The organism is Thalassolituus marinus, assembly GCF_020320395.1.
GTDB classification, from domain to species: domain Bacteria; phylum Pseudomonadota; class Gammaproteobacteria; order Pseudomonadales; family Oceanobacteraceae; genus Venatoribacter; species Venatoribacter marinus.
Genome location: NZ_JAEDAH010000023.1, coordinates 33,070 through 51,390, shown reverse-complemented (window position 1 = coordinate 51,390; position 18,321 = coordinate 33,070). Strand labels below are relative to the sequence as shown.

Annotated in this window: 14 protein-coding genes; 3 read left to right on the top strand and 11 right to left on the bottom strand. The window is 54.5% G+C overall.

Going from position 1 to position 18,321, the window contains the following annotated elements; genetic code table 11:
- Positions 1-118: 118 nt before the first annotated feature.
- The 5 genes from I9W95_RS05530 to I9W95_RS05510 form a co-directional block, all read right to left on the bottom strand.
- A complete protein-coding gene (locus I9W95_RS05530) occupies positions 119-2,641 on the bottom strand; it encodes an ExeM/NucH family extracellular endonuclease (protein WP_225672684.1) in 2,523 nt (840 codons plus the stop codon).
- Between the two features lie 161 nt (positions 2,642-2,802).
- Positions 2,803-3,531 (bottom strand): substrate-binding periplasmic protein, encoded by a 729-nt coding sequence (locus tag I9W95_RS05525; protein WP_225672682.1) that lies wholly within the window; start codon positions 3,529-3,531, stop codon positions 2,803-2,805.
- Between the two features lie 33 nt (positions 3,532-3,564).
- The gene (locus I9W95_RS05520; RefSeq protein ID WP_225672680.1) at positions 3,565-4,542 is read right to left on the bottom strand and encodes a CobW family GTP-binding protein; all 978 of its coding nucleotides are present in this window, start codon (positions 4,540-4,542) and stop codon (positions 3,565-3,567) included.
- A gap of 37 nt (positions 4,543-4,579) precedes the next feature.
- The gene (locus tag I9W95_RS05515) at positions 4,580-7,057 is read right to left on the bottom strand and encodes an ABC transporter permease (protein ID WP_225672678.1); all 2,478 of its coding nucleotides are present in this window, start codon (positions 7,055-7,057) and stop codon (positions 4,580-4,582) included.
- A complete protein-coding gene (locus I9W95_RS05510; protein ID WP_225672676.1) occupies positions 7,054-7,749 on the bottom strand; it encodes an ABC transporter ATP-binding protein in 696 nt (231 codons plus the stop codon). The genes I9W95_RS05515 and I9W95_RS05510 overlap by 4 nt, the downstream gene beginning before the upstream one ends.
- Here I9W95_RS05510 and I9W95_RS05505 point away from each other — a divergent pair.
- The 3 genes from I9W95_RS05505 (at position 7,736) to I9W95_RS05495 (ending at position 11,970) form a co-directional block, all read left to right on the top strand.
- Positions 7,736-8,353: an arylesterase gene (locus tag I9W95_RS05505; protein WP_225672674.1), complete on the top strand. Its 618-nt coding sequence runs from the start codon at positions 7,736-7,738 to the stop codon at positions 8,351-8,353. The genes I9W95_RS05510 and I9W95_RS05505 overlap by 14 nt on opposite strands.
- A gap of 105 nt (positions 8,354-8,458) precedes the next feature.
- Positions 8,459-11,092: a putative bifunctional diguanylate cyclase/phosphodiesterase gene (locus tag I9W95_RS05500; RefSeq protein WP_225672672.1), complete on the top strand. Its 2,634-nt coding sequence runs from the start codon at positions 8,459-8,461 to the stop codon at positions 11,090-11,092.
- 83 nt (positions 11,093-11,175) lie between these two features.
- Positions 11,176-11,970 (top strand): inositol monophosphatase family protein, encoded by a 795-nt coding sequence (locus tag I9W95_RS05495; RefSeq protein ID WP_225672670.1) that lies wholly within the window; start codon positions 11,176-11,178, stop codon positions 11,968-11,970.
- Here I9W95_RS05495 and I9W95_RS05490 read toward each other — a convergent pair whose 3' ends face one another.
- From I9W95_RS05490 to I9W95_RS05465, 6 genes are all read right to left on the bottom strand, one after another.
- Positions 11,971-12,966 carry a lipase secretion chaperone gene (locus tag I9W95_RS05490; RefSeq protein WP_225672668.1) on the bottom strand — a complete coding sequence of 332 codons (996 nt, stop codon included), beginning with the start codon at positions 12,964-12,966 and terminating at the stop codon, positions 11,971-11,973.
- 1 nt (position 12,967) lies between these two features.
- The gene (locus I9W95_RS05485) at positions 12,968-13,906 is read right to left on the bottom strand and encodes a lipase family alpha/beta hydrolase (RefSeq protein ID WP_225672666.1); all 939 of its coding nucleotides are present in this window, start codon (positions 13,904-13,906) and stop codon (positions 12,968-12,970) included.
- Positions 13,907-14,174: 268 nt separating this feature from the next.
- Positions 14,175-15,116 carry an esterase/lipase family protein gene (locus I9W95_RS05480; RefSeq protein ID WP_225672664.1) on the bottom strand — a complete coding sequence of 314 codons (942 nt, stop codon included), beginning with the start codon at positions 15,114-15,116 and terminating at the stop codon, positions 14,175-14,177.
- A gap of 279 nt (positions 15,117-15,395) precedes the next feature.
- On the bottom strand, positions 15,396-16,439 hold the full coding sequence (locus I9W95_RS05475) for an NAD(P)H-dependent flavin oxidoreductase (protein ID WP_225672662.1): 1,044 nt from the start codon (positions 16,437-16,439) through the stop codon (positions 15,396-15,398).
- Between the two features lie 70 nt (positions 16,440-16,509).
- Positions 16,510-16,848, bottom strand: a complete 339-nt coding sequence (locus tag I9W95_RS05470; protein ID WP_225672660.1) for a hypothetical protein — start codon at positions 16,846-16,848, stop codon at positions 16,510-16,512.
- A 99-nt stretch (positions 16,849-16,947) separates the two neighbouring features.
- Positions 16,948-18,321: a sensor histidine kinase gene (locus I9W95_RS05465; protein WP_225672658.1), complete on the bottom strand. Its 1,374-nt coding sequence runs from the start codon at positions 18,319-18,321 to the stop codon at positions 16,948-16,950.

Genomic DNA, 18,321 nt, shown 5'->3' with positions numbered 1-18,321 from the left:
GAGAGGGGGAAGGCCCCTCTATGAGGACAAGGGGCCTGGAATATCTAGCAAAAGTTCAAATAAAAATTTGTGGGACAGCAGTGGCAATTGCCGGCTTTTTTATAGCAGAAAGTTGCCCTTATACGGCCTGACCGCGACGAATAAAAAACAGCGACAGGAACGGCAACAACCAGAAAACAGACAATGCTCCGCCCGCTCGTGGCACCTTCAGTGCGACGACAATCGGATCGTGATCGGACGACCGGTAGGCATCTGGTTGCGCGTAGTTATCAATGGATTTATATGTCTGACCATTGGCTTCCGTCAGATAGTCCATCAGGCTGTCTTCCACCGAGTTGATGTGCCAGGCATCGACGCTCAGCACCCAATCCGTCATCTCAGCGCTGGCCAGCGCATGATCCAGACTACCCAGCATTCCGCTGAACGAATACGAATAGGGCTGTTGTTCAGTGGATTTATCGGTGTACTTCAGGTTGGTCAGGCCGCTCTGATACAACACCTGCATCGGGTCTTCCTGACTGTAGGCATTGAGATCACCGAGCAGGATCAGGTTATCTGAGTCAACGCCGGTTGGCCGGGTAGCCAGAAACTGTGTCAGCGCCTGGGCCGCACGACTCCGGGTAAGGTTGCAATTACCCTGTCCGTCCGCACCTTCGTTTTCTTCGTCACAGGCAGAGCCTTTGGATTTCAGATGGTTAACCGACACGGTGAAGGTTTCATCGTTCATAATGAATGACTGAATCAGCGACGGACGGTTTTTGCTGTCGAGGAACAACGGCTCGCCGTTGGCATCCAGTGGTGAATTTGAAGAATCGAGAATGACGGTTTCACCGCTCAGGCTCACCACCGCAGGACGGTAGAGCAGACCTACGGTAATTTCGTCTGTACCAATCTGACTGACGCCTGGCTGAACAAACTCATACTCGTTGCCCTCGACCTGCTGTGCGTTGAGCGCATTCACCAGAGTCTGTATTGCACTGAACTCACCAAAGCCATCATTTTCCAGTTCCATCAGACCGATAATATCGGCATCCATCGCCACCAGTGCGGCAACAATTTTATCGTTCTGCATAGCGAATGCTTCGACGCTCGGAGCTCCGCGAGAAGTTGGAAAACCACTGCCCTGACCATCACCGTTAAAGTAATTCAATACGTTCATACCAGCGATGATCAGATTCGCATCAGCTGCCACTTGTGGTTCAGGGCTGCGCGGATTAACCGGGTCGATAACCAGACTCTGTGGCACAACAATAAAGTTGTTTTTATAGGCATGCATAACACCCTCAAGCGCAGGGACGCTGTAGCCAATTCGCATCGGATTATCGGCGCTGAAACCACTGTCGTCCGGAAACGGAATAAACTCTGGGTATGAAGCCGAAACGCCGTCGTCGATCAGCAGGGTATCGAGAATCCGCTCCTCGTTAGCGGCAAGTGCTGCAGAAGAGCCTGGCAGCGCAATCTCGGTTCCCTGAAAATGCAGTGCCGACGACACAGCAAACTGACCGTAATTACCAAAGCCATAACCCGTGCCGAACAGATCCGACACCAGCAGGTTCTGCTGATTGCTGACACGCATACCTTCCACCGCTTCCAGTTCGGTTAACGATTGCACCGGCAGATTAACCGACACCGCATCCGGCAGAGTGTTACCGCTGGAACACACCACAATATCGGTCAGAGATTTAATCTGCGTGGTCTGACTGTATTCCGCAACGGTACCGCGCAGACGCACTTTATCGCCAATATTGACCGCATCACGATAGTGATACACGAACACCCCTTCGGAGGTGGATGCATCAGCGTCCGTATCGGTGTTTTCTTCCTGTATCCAGAAGCCACTGTACTGATAGGAAGACTCACCATTGGCCAGTAAGCCACCCTGTTTATCCATGGTGACGATACCTTCAACGATAACCGTCTGACCCAGCAACGGGCTGGCGTCTGCCGCCATATCGCTGATGCTGCCCTGCACCGCGCTGATCAGCTGAAATGCGCTTTGCGACGTTTCGCCACAAGCACCCAGAGTATCTTCAACCGGTTCATCGCCACAGGCATTGGCAGCCCCCGGAGTGGGTACCGCCTGAGTGTAGCTGTCGCTGTTGCGGGCACCGCCACTGCCGTTAGCACAGCGTTGCATGGATTCAGTCACAGTGTCATTAACCTGTGGCTGATTGCTGTTCAGCAGCGTCAGCAAACCGCTGTCATCGGCATCATTGGTGCCATACACCAGCGCGTCGCTCAGATTGCTGGTTGTCAGCGCAGAACCATTGGGGAAATCCTTTGCCTCTGCCTGATACAGAGCAACCGCGTCAGCACCATTCTGAATAAGATTGGAATCCGGAGTCACATCCAGATCACAATTCGCAACGTTGGCGCTGTCGCCACACAAGACAAAATAACCGCTGGCATTTGTGTTATAGCCATCGAGATCGAAGGCCTGATAGCTCAGATCATTTGAGCCGTTAAACAGCACCAGGACGTAACCATCCAGCGACGTATTACCGTTACCGCCATCAAAGATTTCAACAAATTCGGCAGTATCCGTGCTGCTGTTGTCGGCATCCACTTCGTTAATAATCAGTTCGGCCTGTGCCGTCAGGCCGATACCCGACAGCGCCGCCATTGCAATCCAATGCTTCATATCCTTCCCCGGAGTTGGTTATGGTGAAAAAATTCCCGCAACCATTCAGCACGGCAGATATTGCAAAGCGGATAAAGAAATCTGACAGATTTATTCTTTTTTTATGACAACCGGTAAAACATTACCGTTAACAGAGAGGTTAGAACAGGCGCAGGCTCTGTTCAGAAAACACTGGCGTCTTCGCCCATTATTTCGTCATAGCGGCCATCGTTGTGTAACACTTTCAGGCCGGTATCGAGTGCCTGGGCAAGCTCCGCCGAACGAGGATTATCACGGTTGAAGGCGATGAAAATATCACTGATATGGTTAATTTCGCCGCGGTGGAACTGTCCGGGCTGATAAGGGCTGCCCTGGATAGTAAAATCAAATACCAGATCAAAGAATATCGCCATATCGGCGCGTTCATTCTGCAACAGCGCCATCATTTGTTTTTGCTTGGACACTTCCACCAGCTGAAAACGCGCACGATTGTTTTCAAAGGCTTCACCATATTCGTAGCCATTGATCACCGCGATACGTGTACCATCGGGAATATCCGCAGTGGAAAGGTAGTTTTTCTCTTTCCCGCGTTTGTAATAAAACGAGGCTGAGGTGCGAAACAGAGGCTCATTACCAAACAGAAAAACGGCTTCTGTACTGGCCTGACGGGTCACGTTCCAGCAGGCATCCACTTCGCCACTCATGGCCAGATTAAGCGCTCGGGCATAGGGCACGCTCTGTGTCTGTAGCATCAGCCCCTGTGAAGCAAAGGCCGCACTGGCCAGTTCATAGGACAAACCCATCCCCTGCTCATCAGAAAACGGCGGCCAGGCATCTTCGGCAGCAATTGTTACCGTCTCGGCAGTTACAACGGAACTCCATGCCAGCAACAGCAGACAAAACAGGCGCATACAGACGCTCCTCTCTGAAGGTAAGGCCATTTTTCAGGAGCGGCGGCAGGATAACAAGGCATTTTGTAAGGTTTCTGTAGCCAATGGCGACCCGTTAATCAATTCAATCCGGCTTTCATCCGGTTGCCGGGTCGGCATTTCGCTCAGCACACCATCACGCATATTCAGTACCAGCGGGCCTTCATCGGTTATCACGATGCCTTTTGCCCGCTCGACATCCAGACCACCGAGCCAGTGTCTGAGTTTAGCAGCTGAAAACTGCCACTGTGCCGTCAGCAGCCAGCCCAGTGAAAAATGTCCCTGACCATGGTTTTCCAGTACGCGTAATTCTTCGCCTTCAGCCAGCGGCGCCTGCGGTGCGATGTCGTCACGGCTGCGGGCATGCTGATGGGCATCCGGGTGCAATGCCAGACGACCGGCCACAGGCTCCAGCGCCAGTAACTCAACATCCACCTGTCCCTGCGTCACCCAGCCACTGGCGACTTTCGGCGGCTGACTGTTGGCCAGCAGTTGCTCAAAGGCCTCACGGTCAGCAGCGCTGACCAGATCGGTTTTATTAGCCACCAGCACGTCAGCCATCTGAATCTGATCACTGAAGACATCGTGGTCGCGATAGCGCGGGTTGGACAGGTTGCGAGGATCGAGTAAACACACACTAACCCCCACCTGTAATACATCCTGATAATGCGGGTTGTGCAGGGTTTCCAGAATTTTACGCGGATGGCCAAGCCCGGTCGGTTCGATCAGCAGAACGTCCGGCTTTTCCCGGGCAATCAGCATATTCAGACCCATCTGAAACGGCAGACCGGAAACGCAGCATAAACAGCCACCGGGAATCTCCTTAACCACCGCGCCCTGCGACTCGAGGATGGCACCATCCACCCCTACCTCGCCGAACTCATTGACCAGCACTGCCCATTTTTCATGCTCGGGCTTCTGGCTGAGCAAGTGCAGAATGGCAGTGGTTTTGCCAACACCGAGGAAGCCGGTAATCAGGTGCGTACGGGTCATAATGCAGTCCGGAAAATCAAAGGGTTACAATATAACATCAATCATTCAGACCGCGCAGCACCATCAGCGGCGAGACATTCACCGTGCGGCGCAGCAACCACAGGCCGGGCAGAGCCAGTAACAATGCAGCAAATGGTGGTAACCACAACCAGACCCAACCCGGGCCGGCATAGGGTAAATCCAGTACCTGACGATACAGCGCCCAGGTCACCAGCTCGGCACCGGCCAGCGCCAGCAGCGCCGACACCGCACCGAGTAACATAAACTCCAGCCGCTGACCGCGACGCAGTAAGCCACGGCTGCCGCCCAGGGTACGCACAATCGCCCCTTCGCGCAGTCGCTCGGACAAACCGGCCAGCAACGACGCCAGCATCACCATCACCGCAGCGCACAACACGAACACCAGTATCAGCTCAATGGCCAGTGTGACCTGCTGCAATACCCCCTGAATCTGGGCAATCACTGCCTGCATATCGAGCATGGTGATGCCCGGGTAAGCACGAATCAGCTCCGTCAGCAGCGCTTGCTTATCCGTCGGCACATAAAAGCTGGTGAGGTAACTGGCCGGCAATGCAGCCAGTACATCCGGCGAAAACATCATGTAGAAATTGGGCGTCATCGCGCCCCAGTCCACCTCACGCAGGCTACTGACGACGGCACTGAATTCGACACCACCGGCACTGAAGGTCAGGCGGTCGCCCAGCCCAACACCGAGTCGTTTAGCCAGACGCTGCTCTATTGATACCTGCCCCGCCTGCTGCTGCAGTGCCCAGTCACCAGCGATCACCCGGTTCGAGGCTGGTAGCTGGTCGTCGGCGGTCAGTGCCAGATCGCGATTGATCGCCGGATCATCCGCCACCTGCAGCTCCTGCACACTGACATCGTTAATGCGCAGCAGACGCCCCGGCACCATCGGATACAGTTTTTCATGTTGCAGACCCGCATCGGCCAGCGACGCGGCAAAGGCCTGTTGCTGATATGGCTGAATATTAATAGCAAACACATTGGGCGCTTTCTCCGGCAGGTTCGCCTGCCAGTCGGCGAGCAGATCATTACGTAAGGCAGCGATCACCAGCATCACCATCATGGTCAGGCTGAAGGCCAGAATCTGTCCTGCACTCTGGCGACTGTGGCGGCTGATATGCAGCCAGGCAAAACGCAAGGATAACGGCAGTGCACGACCCGCCAGCAGGTGGCGCAGAGCACGAATTGCCAGTAACAGCAGCGCCAGCATCAGCAACAACAGCAAACCACCACCAAGCAGTGTGCCAACGGAAATCAGCGCGTCGCCGGTAAACAGCCACAGCAGTAACGTCAGCGCAGCCAGCGCCAGTGAAGTGATCAGCCAACCAGCCAAAGGCACGGGTGCCAGATCACGACGTAATACACGCAAGGGGGCTACACGCGAGAGCGGCATCAGATAAGGTAAGGCAAAACCCAGTAAGGTCAGCAGGCCACTGCTCATGCCCAGCAACCAGGCCGTGACGGGAGCGGCGGGCAAATCATCCGGCACCAGCCCCTGTAATAACTGCAGTAACAGCGCCTGCAAACCAAGCGCCAGCAACAGTCCCGCCAGCGTAGCGACCAGCCCGAGTAGCAATAACTGGCTGGCGTAAATGCCCCATACCTGATTCTGCTGCAAACCGAAGGTTCGCATCAGTGCGCTGATATCAAAATGACGACTGGCGTAGCGCTGGGCGCTGATTGCCACCGCCACACTGGCCAGCACCACCGCCAGTAATGCGGCAATACCCAGATACTGGCGTGCACGATTAAGATTACGCGCCACCGCCTGATTGCCATCGTCCAGTGACTCAAAGCGCTGATTAACTGCCAGCGGCTGGCTTTGCTGCCAGCGCTCAATGGCGCTCGCCTCACCGGTGATCAGCAGGCGATAGTTCAGGCGTGCGCCAGGCCCTGTTAATCCACTGCCGGCAATATCATCCCAGTGCATCATCAGGCGCGGTGACAGGCTGTAAAAATTACCACCACGATCGCTTTCCTCAGCGATTTCACCGCTCAGGGTCAGAGTAAGACTACCAACCTCGACCTGATCGCCGAGTTTTGCTCCGAGCAAGGCCAGTAAACGTGGTTCGACCCAGGCTTCGCCCCGTGCCGGGCCGTGGTTCATTTGCTGTGCTTCTGCGCCAGCCACAGTGGTGACACGCAACACACTGCGCAGCGGATAATGCTCATCAACCGCTTTAATCGCTGCCAGCGACATCTCATCACCGAACAGGGCTACCGACGGAAAGCTCAGGGTACGGGCACTGTTCAGACCCAGTGTCTGTGCGTTCTGTTGCCACTCAGGCTCTGGTTCTGTGGTGGAGTGCAAACGGACATCCGCCCCCAGTAGTTCACTGGAGCGATGCTGCATGGCCAGCTCAAGGCGTGAGCTGAACAAGGCAATAGCGGTGGTCGAGGTCACCGCCAGCAGCAATGCCATAAAAATCAGGGTCAGTTCACCACTGCGTGCTTCGCGCCACAACAGGCGCCAGGCCATACGAATAATCACGACGCCTCCTGCAGATGACCATCCTGCATGCGTACCCGCCGCGCGCAGCGATCGGCAAGGCGTTCGTCATGGGTGACCAGTACCAGCGTGGTACCGGCATCGCGGTTGAGCTGGAACAGCAAATCTTCAATCTGGGCACCGGTGGCGCGATCCAGATTACCTGTGGGTTCATCAGCAAACAGAATCTTCGGCTGACCGGCAAAGGCGCGAGCAATGGCGACGCGCTGCTGCTCACCACCGGACAGTTGTGCCGGGTAATGATCGGTGCGGCCTTGCAGCCCCACCTGCTGCAGCAAGGTCTGCGCCTGCTGACGAGCGTCTTTCCGGGCACGAATTTCCAGCGGCAGCATGACGTTTTCCAGCGCCGTCAGCCCCGGCAGCAACTGGAAGTTCTGGAACACAAAACTTACACCGCGAGCGCGCACGGCAGCGCGCTGGTCTTCGCTCATGGTGGTCAGGTTTTCGCCCAGCAGCAATACATCTCCGGCAGTGGCCCGGTCCAGCCCGGCCATGATACCCAGCAGCGTCGACTTACCGCTGCCAGAGGCTCCAACCACCGCTACCGAGTCACCATGCTTGATATCGATACTCAGCTTGTTCAGGATGGTGAGCTGTTGTGAACCCGTCGTCACCGAATGGGTCAGATTATTAATTTGCAGTGCGCAGGCTGAGGCATCCATGGGCTTACTCATAAAATTTCTGTTTGTTCTGACGATGGCACTGGCATTGCCAGTGCGGGCGGAGCCAACCATTCTGGTGGTCGGAGACAGTATTAGTGCCGGATTCGGCATTCCAGTGCAACAAGGTTGGGTCGCTTTATTGGAGCACTCACTGCAACAGGATGTTCCTGACCTTAAAATGGTTAATGCCAGTATCAGCGGTGAAACAACCGGTGGCGGCCTCAATCGTTTGCCAGCACTGCTGGCAGAACACAAACCAGACCTGACGATTATCGAATTAGGCGGCAACGACGGCCTGCGCGGTATGCCACTACTGCTGATTCGCAAGAATCTTAAGCAGATGATTATCCTCAGCCAGCAGGCCGACAGTGACGTGCTGCTGCTCGGCATGCAGATCCCGCCCAACTATGGCCCACGCTACAGCAATGGTTTCCGCGACCTGTTTGCCGATCTGGCCGAGGAGCACGATACCGCGCTGGTTCCCTTCCTTCTGGAAGGCATTGCCACGCAAGCAGGCCTGATGCAGGCTGACGGTATTCATCCTACCGCTGATGCGCAACCCGTCATGGTGCGCTGGGTAGACAGCGCCGTGCGCAAATGGCTCGAAAGTCACTGACAAATCACTGCACGCCAGCCAGCGACTCCTATACTCATAGTCTGCATGGACACCAGTATCTGAAAAGGGCTGGTAAGAACCAACAGACAGGGAGTCAGCAAGCCAATGGATACAACCAGCAAGCGACCATTATCAGCATTCGCGCGCAGGCTTCTGCCTGCGATGGTGCTGTGCGGTCTGGCACTTTTGCTGGTGATATTTCTGTTTACCAGCTGGCAGCAGAATCGCGACAGTCTCTACCGCGAGATGGAAGGACTACTGCCAGTACTGGAGAATAATTCCCGACTGTTGCTGAGTCAGTCTGATCATGAGCTGAATGAAATTATTGCCGCACTCAGCAGTCATTCAGGCGAACAGGACTGGACCAGCCTCTACCTGCCGCCCAGAGCCCAGTTCAGCCATGTGGTTCTGTTTGCAACTGACGGCAGCACCGATTCAGGTACGCTATCGGCACGCCAGCTTGCTTCTCTCTCGTTAAGCGAGCGTGACCGCGAACGCCTGCTGAATATGCCATCGACCCAATTCAGTTCCACCCTGCGTATCCTTGGCGGTAATTATCTGCCCCTGTGCAAAGCCTTTGGGCCTGCCGGAAAGCCCCGTTTTATGTGTTTACTGGTATCACACGCCAGTGGACTTACGCCGTGGCAATACGGCACCCAGGCATCACATTTCGGCGGACGCCTGCTGCGTGACGACGGGGTTCTGCTGATGGCATCACCTCTGACAACCCATTATCAGCAATCGCTGGGAAAGCAGATTCCCGCCGCCACGCTGGCACTGATTCAGCCGCAGGATGACAACGGCAATGCCCGCTTTTTTGATGCCACAGGGCTGGATCTGCAGCGCCGCATGGGCATTGCTCACAGCGACGGTGACAGCGGCCTGGTACATGTTTTGTCTGTCCCCACCAGCTACCTGACACGCTGCTGGATTGCTGACATTAAATGGATAGTCCTGCTCTGGGCTATCGCTGCCGCCAGTATCTGGCAACAGTGGCTGCGCCGAAAAAGGAATGATGAAGGACTCAGGTCTTCTGGCACGAATAACGAAAACGACGCTAATGGTTTGCTGCTGGATGTTATTAACCACATTCACGGCGCCGCCTACCGTCTGCACCTGCCGGATCATAAACTGCTGACACTGGCCTCTGCGGAAGAAGATATTTTTCCTGCACAGTTTGCCACCCAACCCGAGCGCCATAGTTTAATTAACCTGATTCATGCCGACGACCAGCAACAGTATCTGGAACAGCTGGACAAGGTTAATGCAGCAAACGACAGCTACGAACTGGTATACCGCATTCAATCCTCTGGCAGTGAACAACGCTGGGTTATGGATCGCGGCAAAGCGGTAGAAATCGATAAACAAGGCGTCATTATCGAGGGCCTCATTGTCGATATTACCGAGCATATTCTTGCCCAGCAGCACGTTGAATATCTGGCGACTCGTGATCCCCTGACTGAGCTGATGAATCGTTACTTTTTTAATGACGAGCTGATCAGCACCATCGATCGAATGCAGCCCGGCGATAATGGTCTGGCATTACTGTTTATTGATCTCGACCGCTTTAAAACCGTTAATGATTCCCTTGGCCATCAGGTTGGCGATCGTTTGCTGAAACTGGTTGCCGAACGTTTACGTCATGTCGTTGGTGACAGTAATCCGATTGCCCGCTTAGGTGGCGATGAATTTATCGTCATGATGCTTAACCCAGCCAGCCGGGAAGACGTCGCGGTACTGGCCAATCAGATTCTTGCTCATATTGGCAGAGCCTACCAGCTGGACTATTACCGCCTGACCACCACCTGCAGTATCGGCATTACTATGTGTCCTGAAGACTCGCGTGAGTCTTATATCCTGCTGCGTAACGCCGATACCGCTATGTATACCGCCAAAGGCCGTGGTGGTAACTGTTTCCAGTTTTACACAGAGGAAATGAACAAGCAGGTTAATGCACGCCTTACCCTGGAAAGCGAATTGCGGCGCGCAATCAAAAGTCAGGAATTCCAGCTTTATTACCAGCCCCAGGTCGATACAGAAACAGACCAGTTACTGGGTGCAGAGGCGTTAATTCGCTGGGTACATCCGACGGCTGGAATTATTTCACCTGCGGAATTTATTCCGATAGCCGAAGAAACCGGCTTAATCAGAGAAATTGGTGATTGGGCATTATTAAAAGCCTGCCAGGATTTCCGGAAATTAAATGATGAATTCAACAGCGAATTATCCATCGCAGTAAACGTGTCTGTGCGCCAGCTCGATGATCAGTTCTGCACACGAGTCGGAGAGGTTCTGCAAACCTCAGGACTTTCTGCCGATTTCCTGGAACTGGAAATTACTGAAAGTCTGCTGATGGATAATGTACAGGAAAATATTCGCATTCTTGAGTCCATCAATAAGATGGGCATTCGCTTCGCAATGGATGACTTCGGTACCGGTTACTCATCGCTAAGCTATCTGAAGCAGTTTCCGATCAGTAAATTAAAAATCGATCGGGCTTTTATCAGTGACATCACCACCGACCCTGATGATGATGCTATTGTGCAGGCGATTATCGCCATGGCGAAATCATTACACCTGAATCTGGTCGCAGAAGGTGTGGAAACTCAGGAGCAACTGCAGCGCCTGCAACTCATGGCCTGTGACAGTTATCAGGGCTACCTGTTCAGCCGTCCACTGCCGTTACACGACTTCCGATCCCTGCTGGCAGCTCAGCAATCCGACCTGCGTTCAGGTTAGCGCCTCCCAAAGTGGGGGGTATCCACCAGTGACCCGCCCTCCGACTCTGGTTACACTGCGCACTATTCGCTACGGAGTCGCCTATGCCTGAACAATCCCCCACCGCTGATTTTATTCTGTCACTCGCTCGTCAGGCTGGTGAGGTAATTGCTCGCTTACGCGATCAGTTACAGGTCGATTTTAAAGGTGGCCATGAACTGGTAACTCAGGCAGACCTTGCAGCTGACCAGCTGATCCGGGATAGCATTCAGGCCTCGTTTCCGGCCCACCGGATTCTGTCGGAAGAGCTGGCTCCCGATGCCAGTTCTGATGCCCAGCATCTGTGGGTGATCGATCCGATTGACGGCACCGTGAACTATGCCCACCAGCATCCTCAGGTTGCCATCTCCATTGCCTATTTCTGCGACGGCCAAGCGCAACTGGCAGTCGTTCACAACCCGTTTCTCAATGAGACATTTTTTGCCCAGCGCGGACAGGGTGCTCGTCTGAATGACCAGCCTGTTCACTGTGCTGAGACGTCGGATATGCAGCGTGCGATTATTGCGACAGGATTTCCTTATCAGAAGCCGGATCTGCCACAACTCATGCGCCGCCTAACCGCCGTGCTGCAGCATTGTGCCGACGTGCGCCGACTGGGCTCTGCGGCACTGGATATTTGCTGGGTGGCCTGCGGCCGTATGGATGGCTACTACGAGACAGTTAAACCCTGGGATTCGGCGGCGGCACGACTGATTGCCAGTGAAGCCGGCGCTATGTGCGGGCATATTCACCCTCTGCCGGAGGGGGAAAACGAAGAACTTTTCAGTGAGAATATTCTGATTGCCGTACCGGCCCTGTTTAAACCGCTACAGTCATTATTACAGCAAGCTGACGGCTGATTATTCAGCCGCCAGCAGCGATAAGGCTGCGGGCAAACGCTTGAGCTCTGCCTCGCTGAAATGACGCTGCTTATAAGCCGTCAGTAACTGTTCCCGATCGGCATCCCCCAACCCCTTATCCGCCAGAGATTCGGTGTATTTACGATATTCACGCAACCGGTTCTGCCACTGCGCCTTGCGCGCATCGGCATCGGCCAGTCGTTGTGCAGCCTCAGTACCAAATTCCTGTACCCGCCACGCCTGTATTTCACTGCTGTCAGCGCCGGATTCTCGCAATTGTGCTTCGGTCTGACGCATGGTGGTGATGCGTTCCGCTTTTTCTCGCAGCTGACGAATTTCTTCAGGTAACTCGGCTTCGGCAGCAGCCAGTGCTGCGGCATCACCGCCCTGTTGCTGGATACGCAGTCGTTGCAGGGTATAACGATCAAGTGATTCATCCGCGGCGAAGAAAGCATCTACCACCAGCGGTTCCATCCATTCGCGACGCAGGCGCTCCTGCCATTCCAGGCGCGCAACCATGGAGTCGAAATCGCCGCCACTCAGACGCTTCTGAGTTTCCTCATCGAACTCCCCCAGAGCCGCCAGATAGCCGAGGTAGTCCTCAAGAATATCAATCGCCTGGCCCTGTCCCGGTTGTGGCAATCTGGCCATCTCAGCGTGCATCGCCGCTACGATGTCTGCAAGCTCCATCTCGCCTCGCGCTGACAGATAGAAATCGATCCAGTAGCGCAGCTGCATATCAACGATCAGTTCGCCTTTGTGATTGGTACGCAGTGCACCATCAACGCTGGCCCCCCTGAACGTTTTCAGGGTGGTCGGATTAAAATCCGCACCACCCTGTTCTGTCGCAGCTGTCTGCATGGAGGCCTGATAATCCCCTCCGGAGAAGGACGCCGCTGACGACGCCACTTCAACCTGAGGCTGCATCAGGTACCCGCCAGTCCAGATACCTGCCCCAACCAGCGTCAGGGCAATCGCACCATGCAGAAACTTCATATTACAGACCAGCCTGCTTCAGACGGTTAGCGTGAGTGCGGAACACGGTCAGCGGATCGGTGTCCGTCAGAGAGTGAATACCCAGCGCCTGGTTCACTTCGTCCAGGTGGTTCATAGCGAAGTCGTTACGGATAATCATGCCAAGGCCAGCGGCACAGGAGCCAACGAAGCCGTCGTTCTCCACACCCGCCGGGAAGAAGCTGCTGAAAGTCGCCGTCACAAATTCCAGTGGATCCAGAACATTGGTCACCGGCTTGTTACCCGCCCACGAGTAATAGCGAACGCCGCTGTATTCATAGTCACCTTCACCACAATCAGTTGCAGGAATACCACCCGGATGCTGGGCATTGAAAGCCTCTGTTGCTTCGGTAGTCATGGAGCCTACAGAAGCCATTACATCAAGCTCCTGATTGGCACCAGAGAGGAAATCAATAGCGTAAGACAGAGTACCAATCGCAGCTTCGAACAAAGCGCCGAATGCAGCCTGATCTTCCGACCATGCCATCAGAGTGTCAGCCACCGGAGTCGCTTTGTTTACACCGGAAATACCGGTAACAGACGCCACCAGATCCGGACGTACAGAGGCGACGTAACGGCTGGTCGGGCTGCCATGGCTGTGGCCAATCAGGTTTACTTTTTCTGCACCGGTCACCGCCAGAATCTGCTCAATCTGCTCCAGCAGCTGCTCGCCGCGATATTCCGGGTAGTTGGTATTGGAAACGGTTGCCGTATACACCTCGGCACCATCGGCCTGCAGGGTTTCTGCCACCTTATAGAAGTAATCAACGCCAGCAAGGCTATCAAAGCCGAGGAAGCCGTGCACCAGCACAATCGGGTACTTGGTTTCGGTATAACCGGTGTCCGGAGAATCGGACATTGCCATAACGTTTGCGGAAGACAGAACGGCTGCAGTAGCCGCAGTTGCGAGGAGCTTTTTCATATTGTCTGACCTTTATTATTTTTTATTGCCAGGAACGGTGTTACGGCGACCGGCCTGTTGTGCTTGAGTGCCATCAGTGTAGGCAAAACTTCAGGAGTCTGTAGGACTCTACAGGACAGTGTCGAGCGGCATGGTCGAAGACAGTACGGGACAACAGGGGACTATCTGCGACACCCGCAACGGTGTTGATAACAGGCATAAAAACGCCTCTCCGGGGAGAGGCTCTTTTCTTATAAGGCAGATAGCTGTCCGGACAGATTCAACGCGATTACAAACCCGCGTTTTTCAGACGGTTGGCATGAGTGCGATAAACCGCTACCGGGTCCGTTTCATTCAGATCGTGCAACCCCAGGAACTGGTTGATTTCGTCCAGATGGTTCATTACAAAATCATCACGGATCACCATGCCCAGATGAGCATCACAGGCGCCAACGAAACCATCGTTAACATAACCTTCCGGGAAGAACTGGCTGAAAGCGACGGTGATCAGATCCATCGGATCGTAAGCAACGGTTGTCGGATCGGCACCGGCCCAGGAGTAGTAACGAATACCATTGTATTCATAATCACCTTCGCCACAGGCCGTTTCAGGAATACCACCCGGGTGCTGGGCATTGAACACGACTGCACGCTCGGTTGTCATGGAAGCAATGGCCGTCATGGCATTCACGTCGTCGTAGTTGGCGCCGGAAATAATATTCAGCGCTTCCGCCGCCAGATTTATGATACCACCGAATACGGCGTCAAACGCAGCAGAATCCTCGGCAGTTTCCATCAGCGTATCAGCAATAGGAGTCCCTTTGTTTACGCCCGACACCGAGGTAACGGATGCCACCAGATCAGGACGCACAGATGCCGCATAACGCGAGGTCGGACCACCATGGCTGTGACCAATCAGGTTCACTTTCTCAGCACCGGTGATCGCCAGTACGCTTTCAATCTGGTTGATCAGCTCTTCGCCACGAACCTCAGGGGTATTGGCATTCGGCACGGTAATGACGTGCACATCGGCACCACCGTCCTGCAGGGTTTCGGTGATTTTATACCAGTAGTCGATACCCACCATGGTGTCCCAGCCGAGAAAGCCGTGTACCAGTACAATCGGGTATTTCGTTTCGGTATAACCGGTATCTGCCGTTTTTGACATAGCAGATGCATTGGAAGACATAAGGGTTGCCGCAAGAGCAGCGGCCGTGAGCAACTTTTTCATAATGCGTCCTGATATTTGTAGTTATTTTTCGCAGAGGAAGTCATCTGCGGACAGTCCGGGCGCAAGTGTAGTCAGCTGCGGCCACAGCAACAGGACAATAAAAGCCACGCAGGTCGAAGACATAAGAGGCCAGAATGGACGGAGTTTGCCGAATAAAATCCGCTCAGGCCAAAGACAGGGAAAGTCGTTCTGATCGGGACAGCTATAAAAATAAAAACAGCGTTTTCACGCTGTTTTTATTACTTCCCATTAAAGGAAAAAACGGGCCAATATTTTTTATTACCCGGCACTATCAAACAATCTGGCCTGTGAGGCATGAATGTTTTTCGCTTCCTGCATAATGCGCTGAATAATGTCATCTACGCCAGCGATGTCAGTAATCAATCCCTGGGTCTGACCAATAAACTGCACCCCTTTATTCAGATCGCCATCGATAGTCGCCGCCTTAAGACGCGGAACACTGGCTCCGAAATAGGCCAGCAGAAGTACTTTATCCAGCATCGCCAGCATACCCAGCATGATTTTCCAGATAGGTTGCTTAACGATTTTCGCCGCTTTCATCGCTTCAATAACTGCCATGAAAATGTTCATCGGCCGACGGGTTTCTTTAATGGAGCGCGGTGTTTTCATTACCCGGGCATACAGGCCATCAAAGTTTTTCGAATAAATTGTATCCTGCTCACTCTTGGCAACGACCGCTTGCTTGGTGCTGTCGTGCAGTGGGCTTTCTTTACTGGTGGCGAAACGCGACCCCATTGCCACTCCCTCGGCACCTAACGATAGCGCTGCCAGCAGACCTCGTCCGTCAGCAAACCCGCCCGTTGCAATCACCGGAATGGACACCTTCGAAGCAATCGCCGGAATCAGCACCAGAGAGGTGACGTCACCACCATGAGCTGCGGCCTCGTGCCCGGTGACCAGCAGCGCATCGGCACCGATAGACTCCGCCGACAGTGCGTGTTTTTCAGAAACGACGGTAGCAATCACCTTGCCGCCGTATTCGTGGGCACGCTTCACCAGCCAGTCGCCTTTACCCAGCGAGAAATTGATTACCGGGACCTGCTCGTCCAGAGCTACTTCGGCATTTTCTTTCGCTCCCGGCATCAGCAAGGTCACACCAATACCAAATGGCTTATCCGTCAGTTCGCGAATACGACGGATTGCCGCGCGGGTCTCGTCGGTGGTCAGCGGACCGCTGGCCAGAATACCTAAACCGCCGGCTTCGGATACCGCAGCCACCAACTCAGGAGTGGAAATCCAGCTCATACCTGGCAGCACCAGGGGGTAACGGATACCCAGTAATTCTGTAATTCTCGTTTTCATAGTGTTTCTGCTCTCTCACAAGCCGCTAATAGTAACGGCTGATGCGAACGAACACGAGTATGACGAGGGCTCAGCGCACCGGCGGCATCATCATGCCAGGCGGTGGAGGTGGGGGGGGAGGCGGTGGATTCTGGACAAAATCGCGGAACTGCTGCTGACGCTGTTCCGGGCTCATTTCACGCAGACGCTCGAAATGCTGCTCGCGCTCCATACGCTGAGCATCATGCCCGGGAGGGCGCGGACGCTCCAGAGACTGGTAAAACTGGTCCAGTGCCTGGCGCTGCTCAGGGCGGGCATTGTCCCACTCCAGCATCAGAGATGGATGAGTAAAACCGGGTTCTGGCGGACGCGCACCATCCTCAGCCAACGCTGATAAGGGCAACAGACACAACAGCCAAACCAGTTTCAATACACATCCTCCGCAGAGAAAACTTAAAGTACTATTCTAGCCCGATGCGGCTTCTTACCCCAGCCTCACTGGGTAAACACCCGGTAAAGGCTTCTGCTTTCAGTTTGCGTCAGCAACACAAGGCAGCACCAGCGTAACCTGCAATCCGCCGCCAGTATGATTGGCCAGTGTCAGGCGACCGTGGTGATGATGCACAATGCGCTCTGCTATCGCCAGCCCCAGGCCAAAACCCCGATGCCCCTGCTGCAGGCTGGCTAACGAACGCTCTCGCGCCTGTTCGCTGCGTACAAAAGGCTTCAGTAAATCCTCCAGCATATGCTCAGGCACTCCCGGGCCATGATCGCGGATAATCAGCTGACACTCGCCGTTTGTGCGCCTCAGATGAATATCCACCCCCGTTCCCGCACGGGTATGCAACAGCGCATTACGTACTATGTTTTCGACGGCAGAGGCCAGTAAGCGGGCATCACCCAACACCTGACAATGAGGGTCGTCTGCCGTCAGGCGTACATCGCCATCGGCATGTTCAAAGCGGGCATCAGCAACCACCTGCTCAATCACGTCAAGGCAGTTAACCGGCTGCCATTGCTGGCGCGCTTCTTCAGCTTCCAGCCTGGCCATGCTTAACAGATCGCCAATCAACTCATCCAGACGGCTGGTTTCAAGCTCTATCCTGTCCAGGTGCTCGCCCTGCTCCACCACGGCATCCAGACGAGCCAGTTCCAGTGCTACGGCGATGCGAGCCAGCGGTGAGCGCAGTTCATGGGATACATCGCGCATCAACTGCTGCTGCCCATCCAGTAACTTCTGCAGTCGCTCCGCCATTTGCGCGAATTCACGTCCCAGATCACCCACTTCGTCTTTGCGCAGCAGAACATCATCAGCGACTGCGACCGCCAGCCGGCCACTGGCAAACGAACGAATACTCTGTCTCAGCGATAACAGAGGTCGGGTCAGATAGCGCGACAGAATAAAACCCAGTACACCGAACAGCAGTAATGACGCAACCAGACCCCAGCCGATATAGGCGGGTAAATTGAACACCGCCAACGGATGCAGAAACTCTACCACCAGCAGATAAACGTTGCCGTCGCGGTCCTGAATCGGCGCTTTCACCAGTATTTCCGTTTGCCCCAACGGGTTGATACGCGCCTGATAAGAATCAGCGGCAAATGCATAAGTGCGCACATCGGCCGGTACATCAGCCAGTAAACTGATGCCCTGATGATCAAAAACGTAAGCGTTGACGCTGGGGTGGCGGCTGAAAGTGAGCAGCCACTCCAGTAACAAAGGTTCACCACCACGCTGCAGAATCAGCTCGGCGGCAGAGATATAACCGCCAGTGGGAGCAATCAGGTTGGTTGAATCGTTGGACCACTGACGGTAGTACACCGCCAGCGTCAGAGTTACCAGCGCGGCCACCAGACTGGTGATCAGAAACGCGGCATAAATCCGCAGAAAAATTCCCTGCAC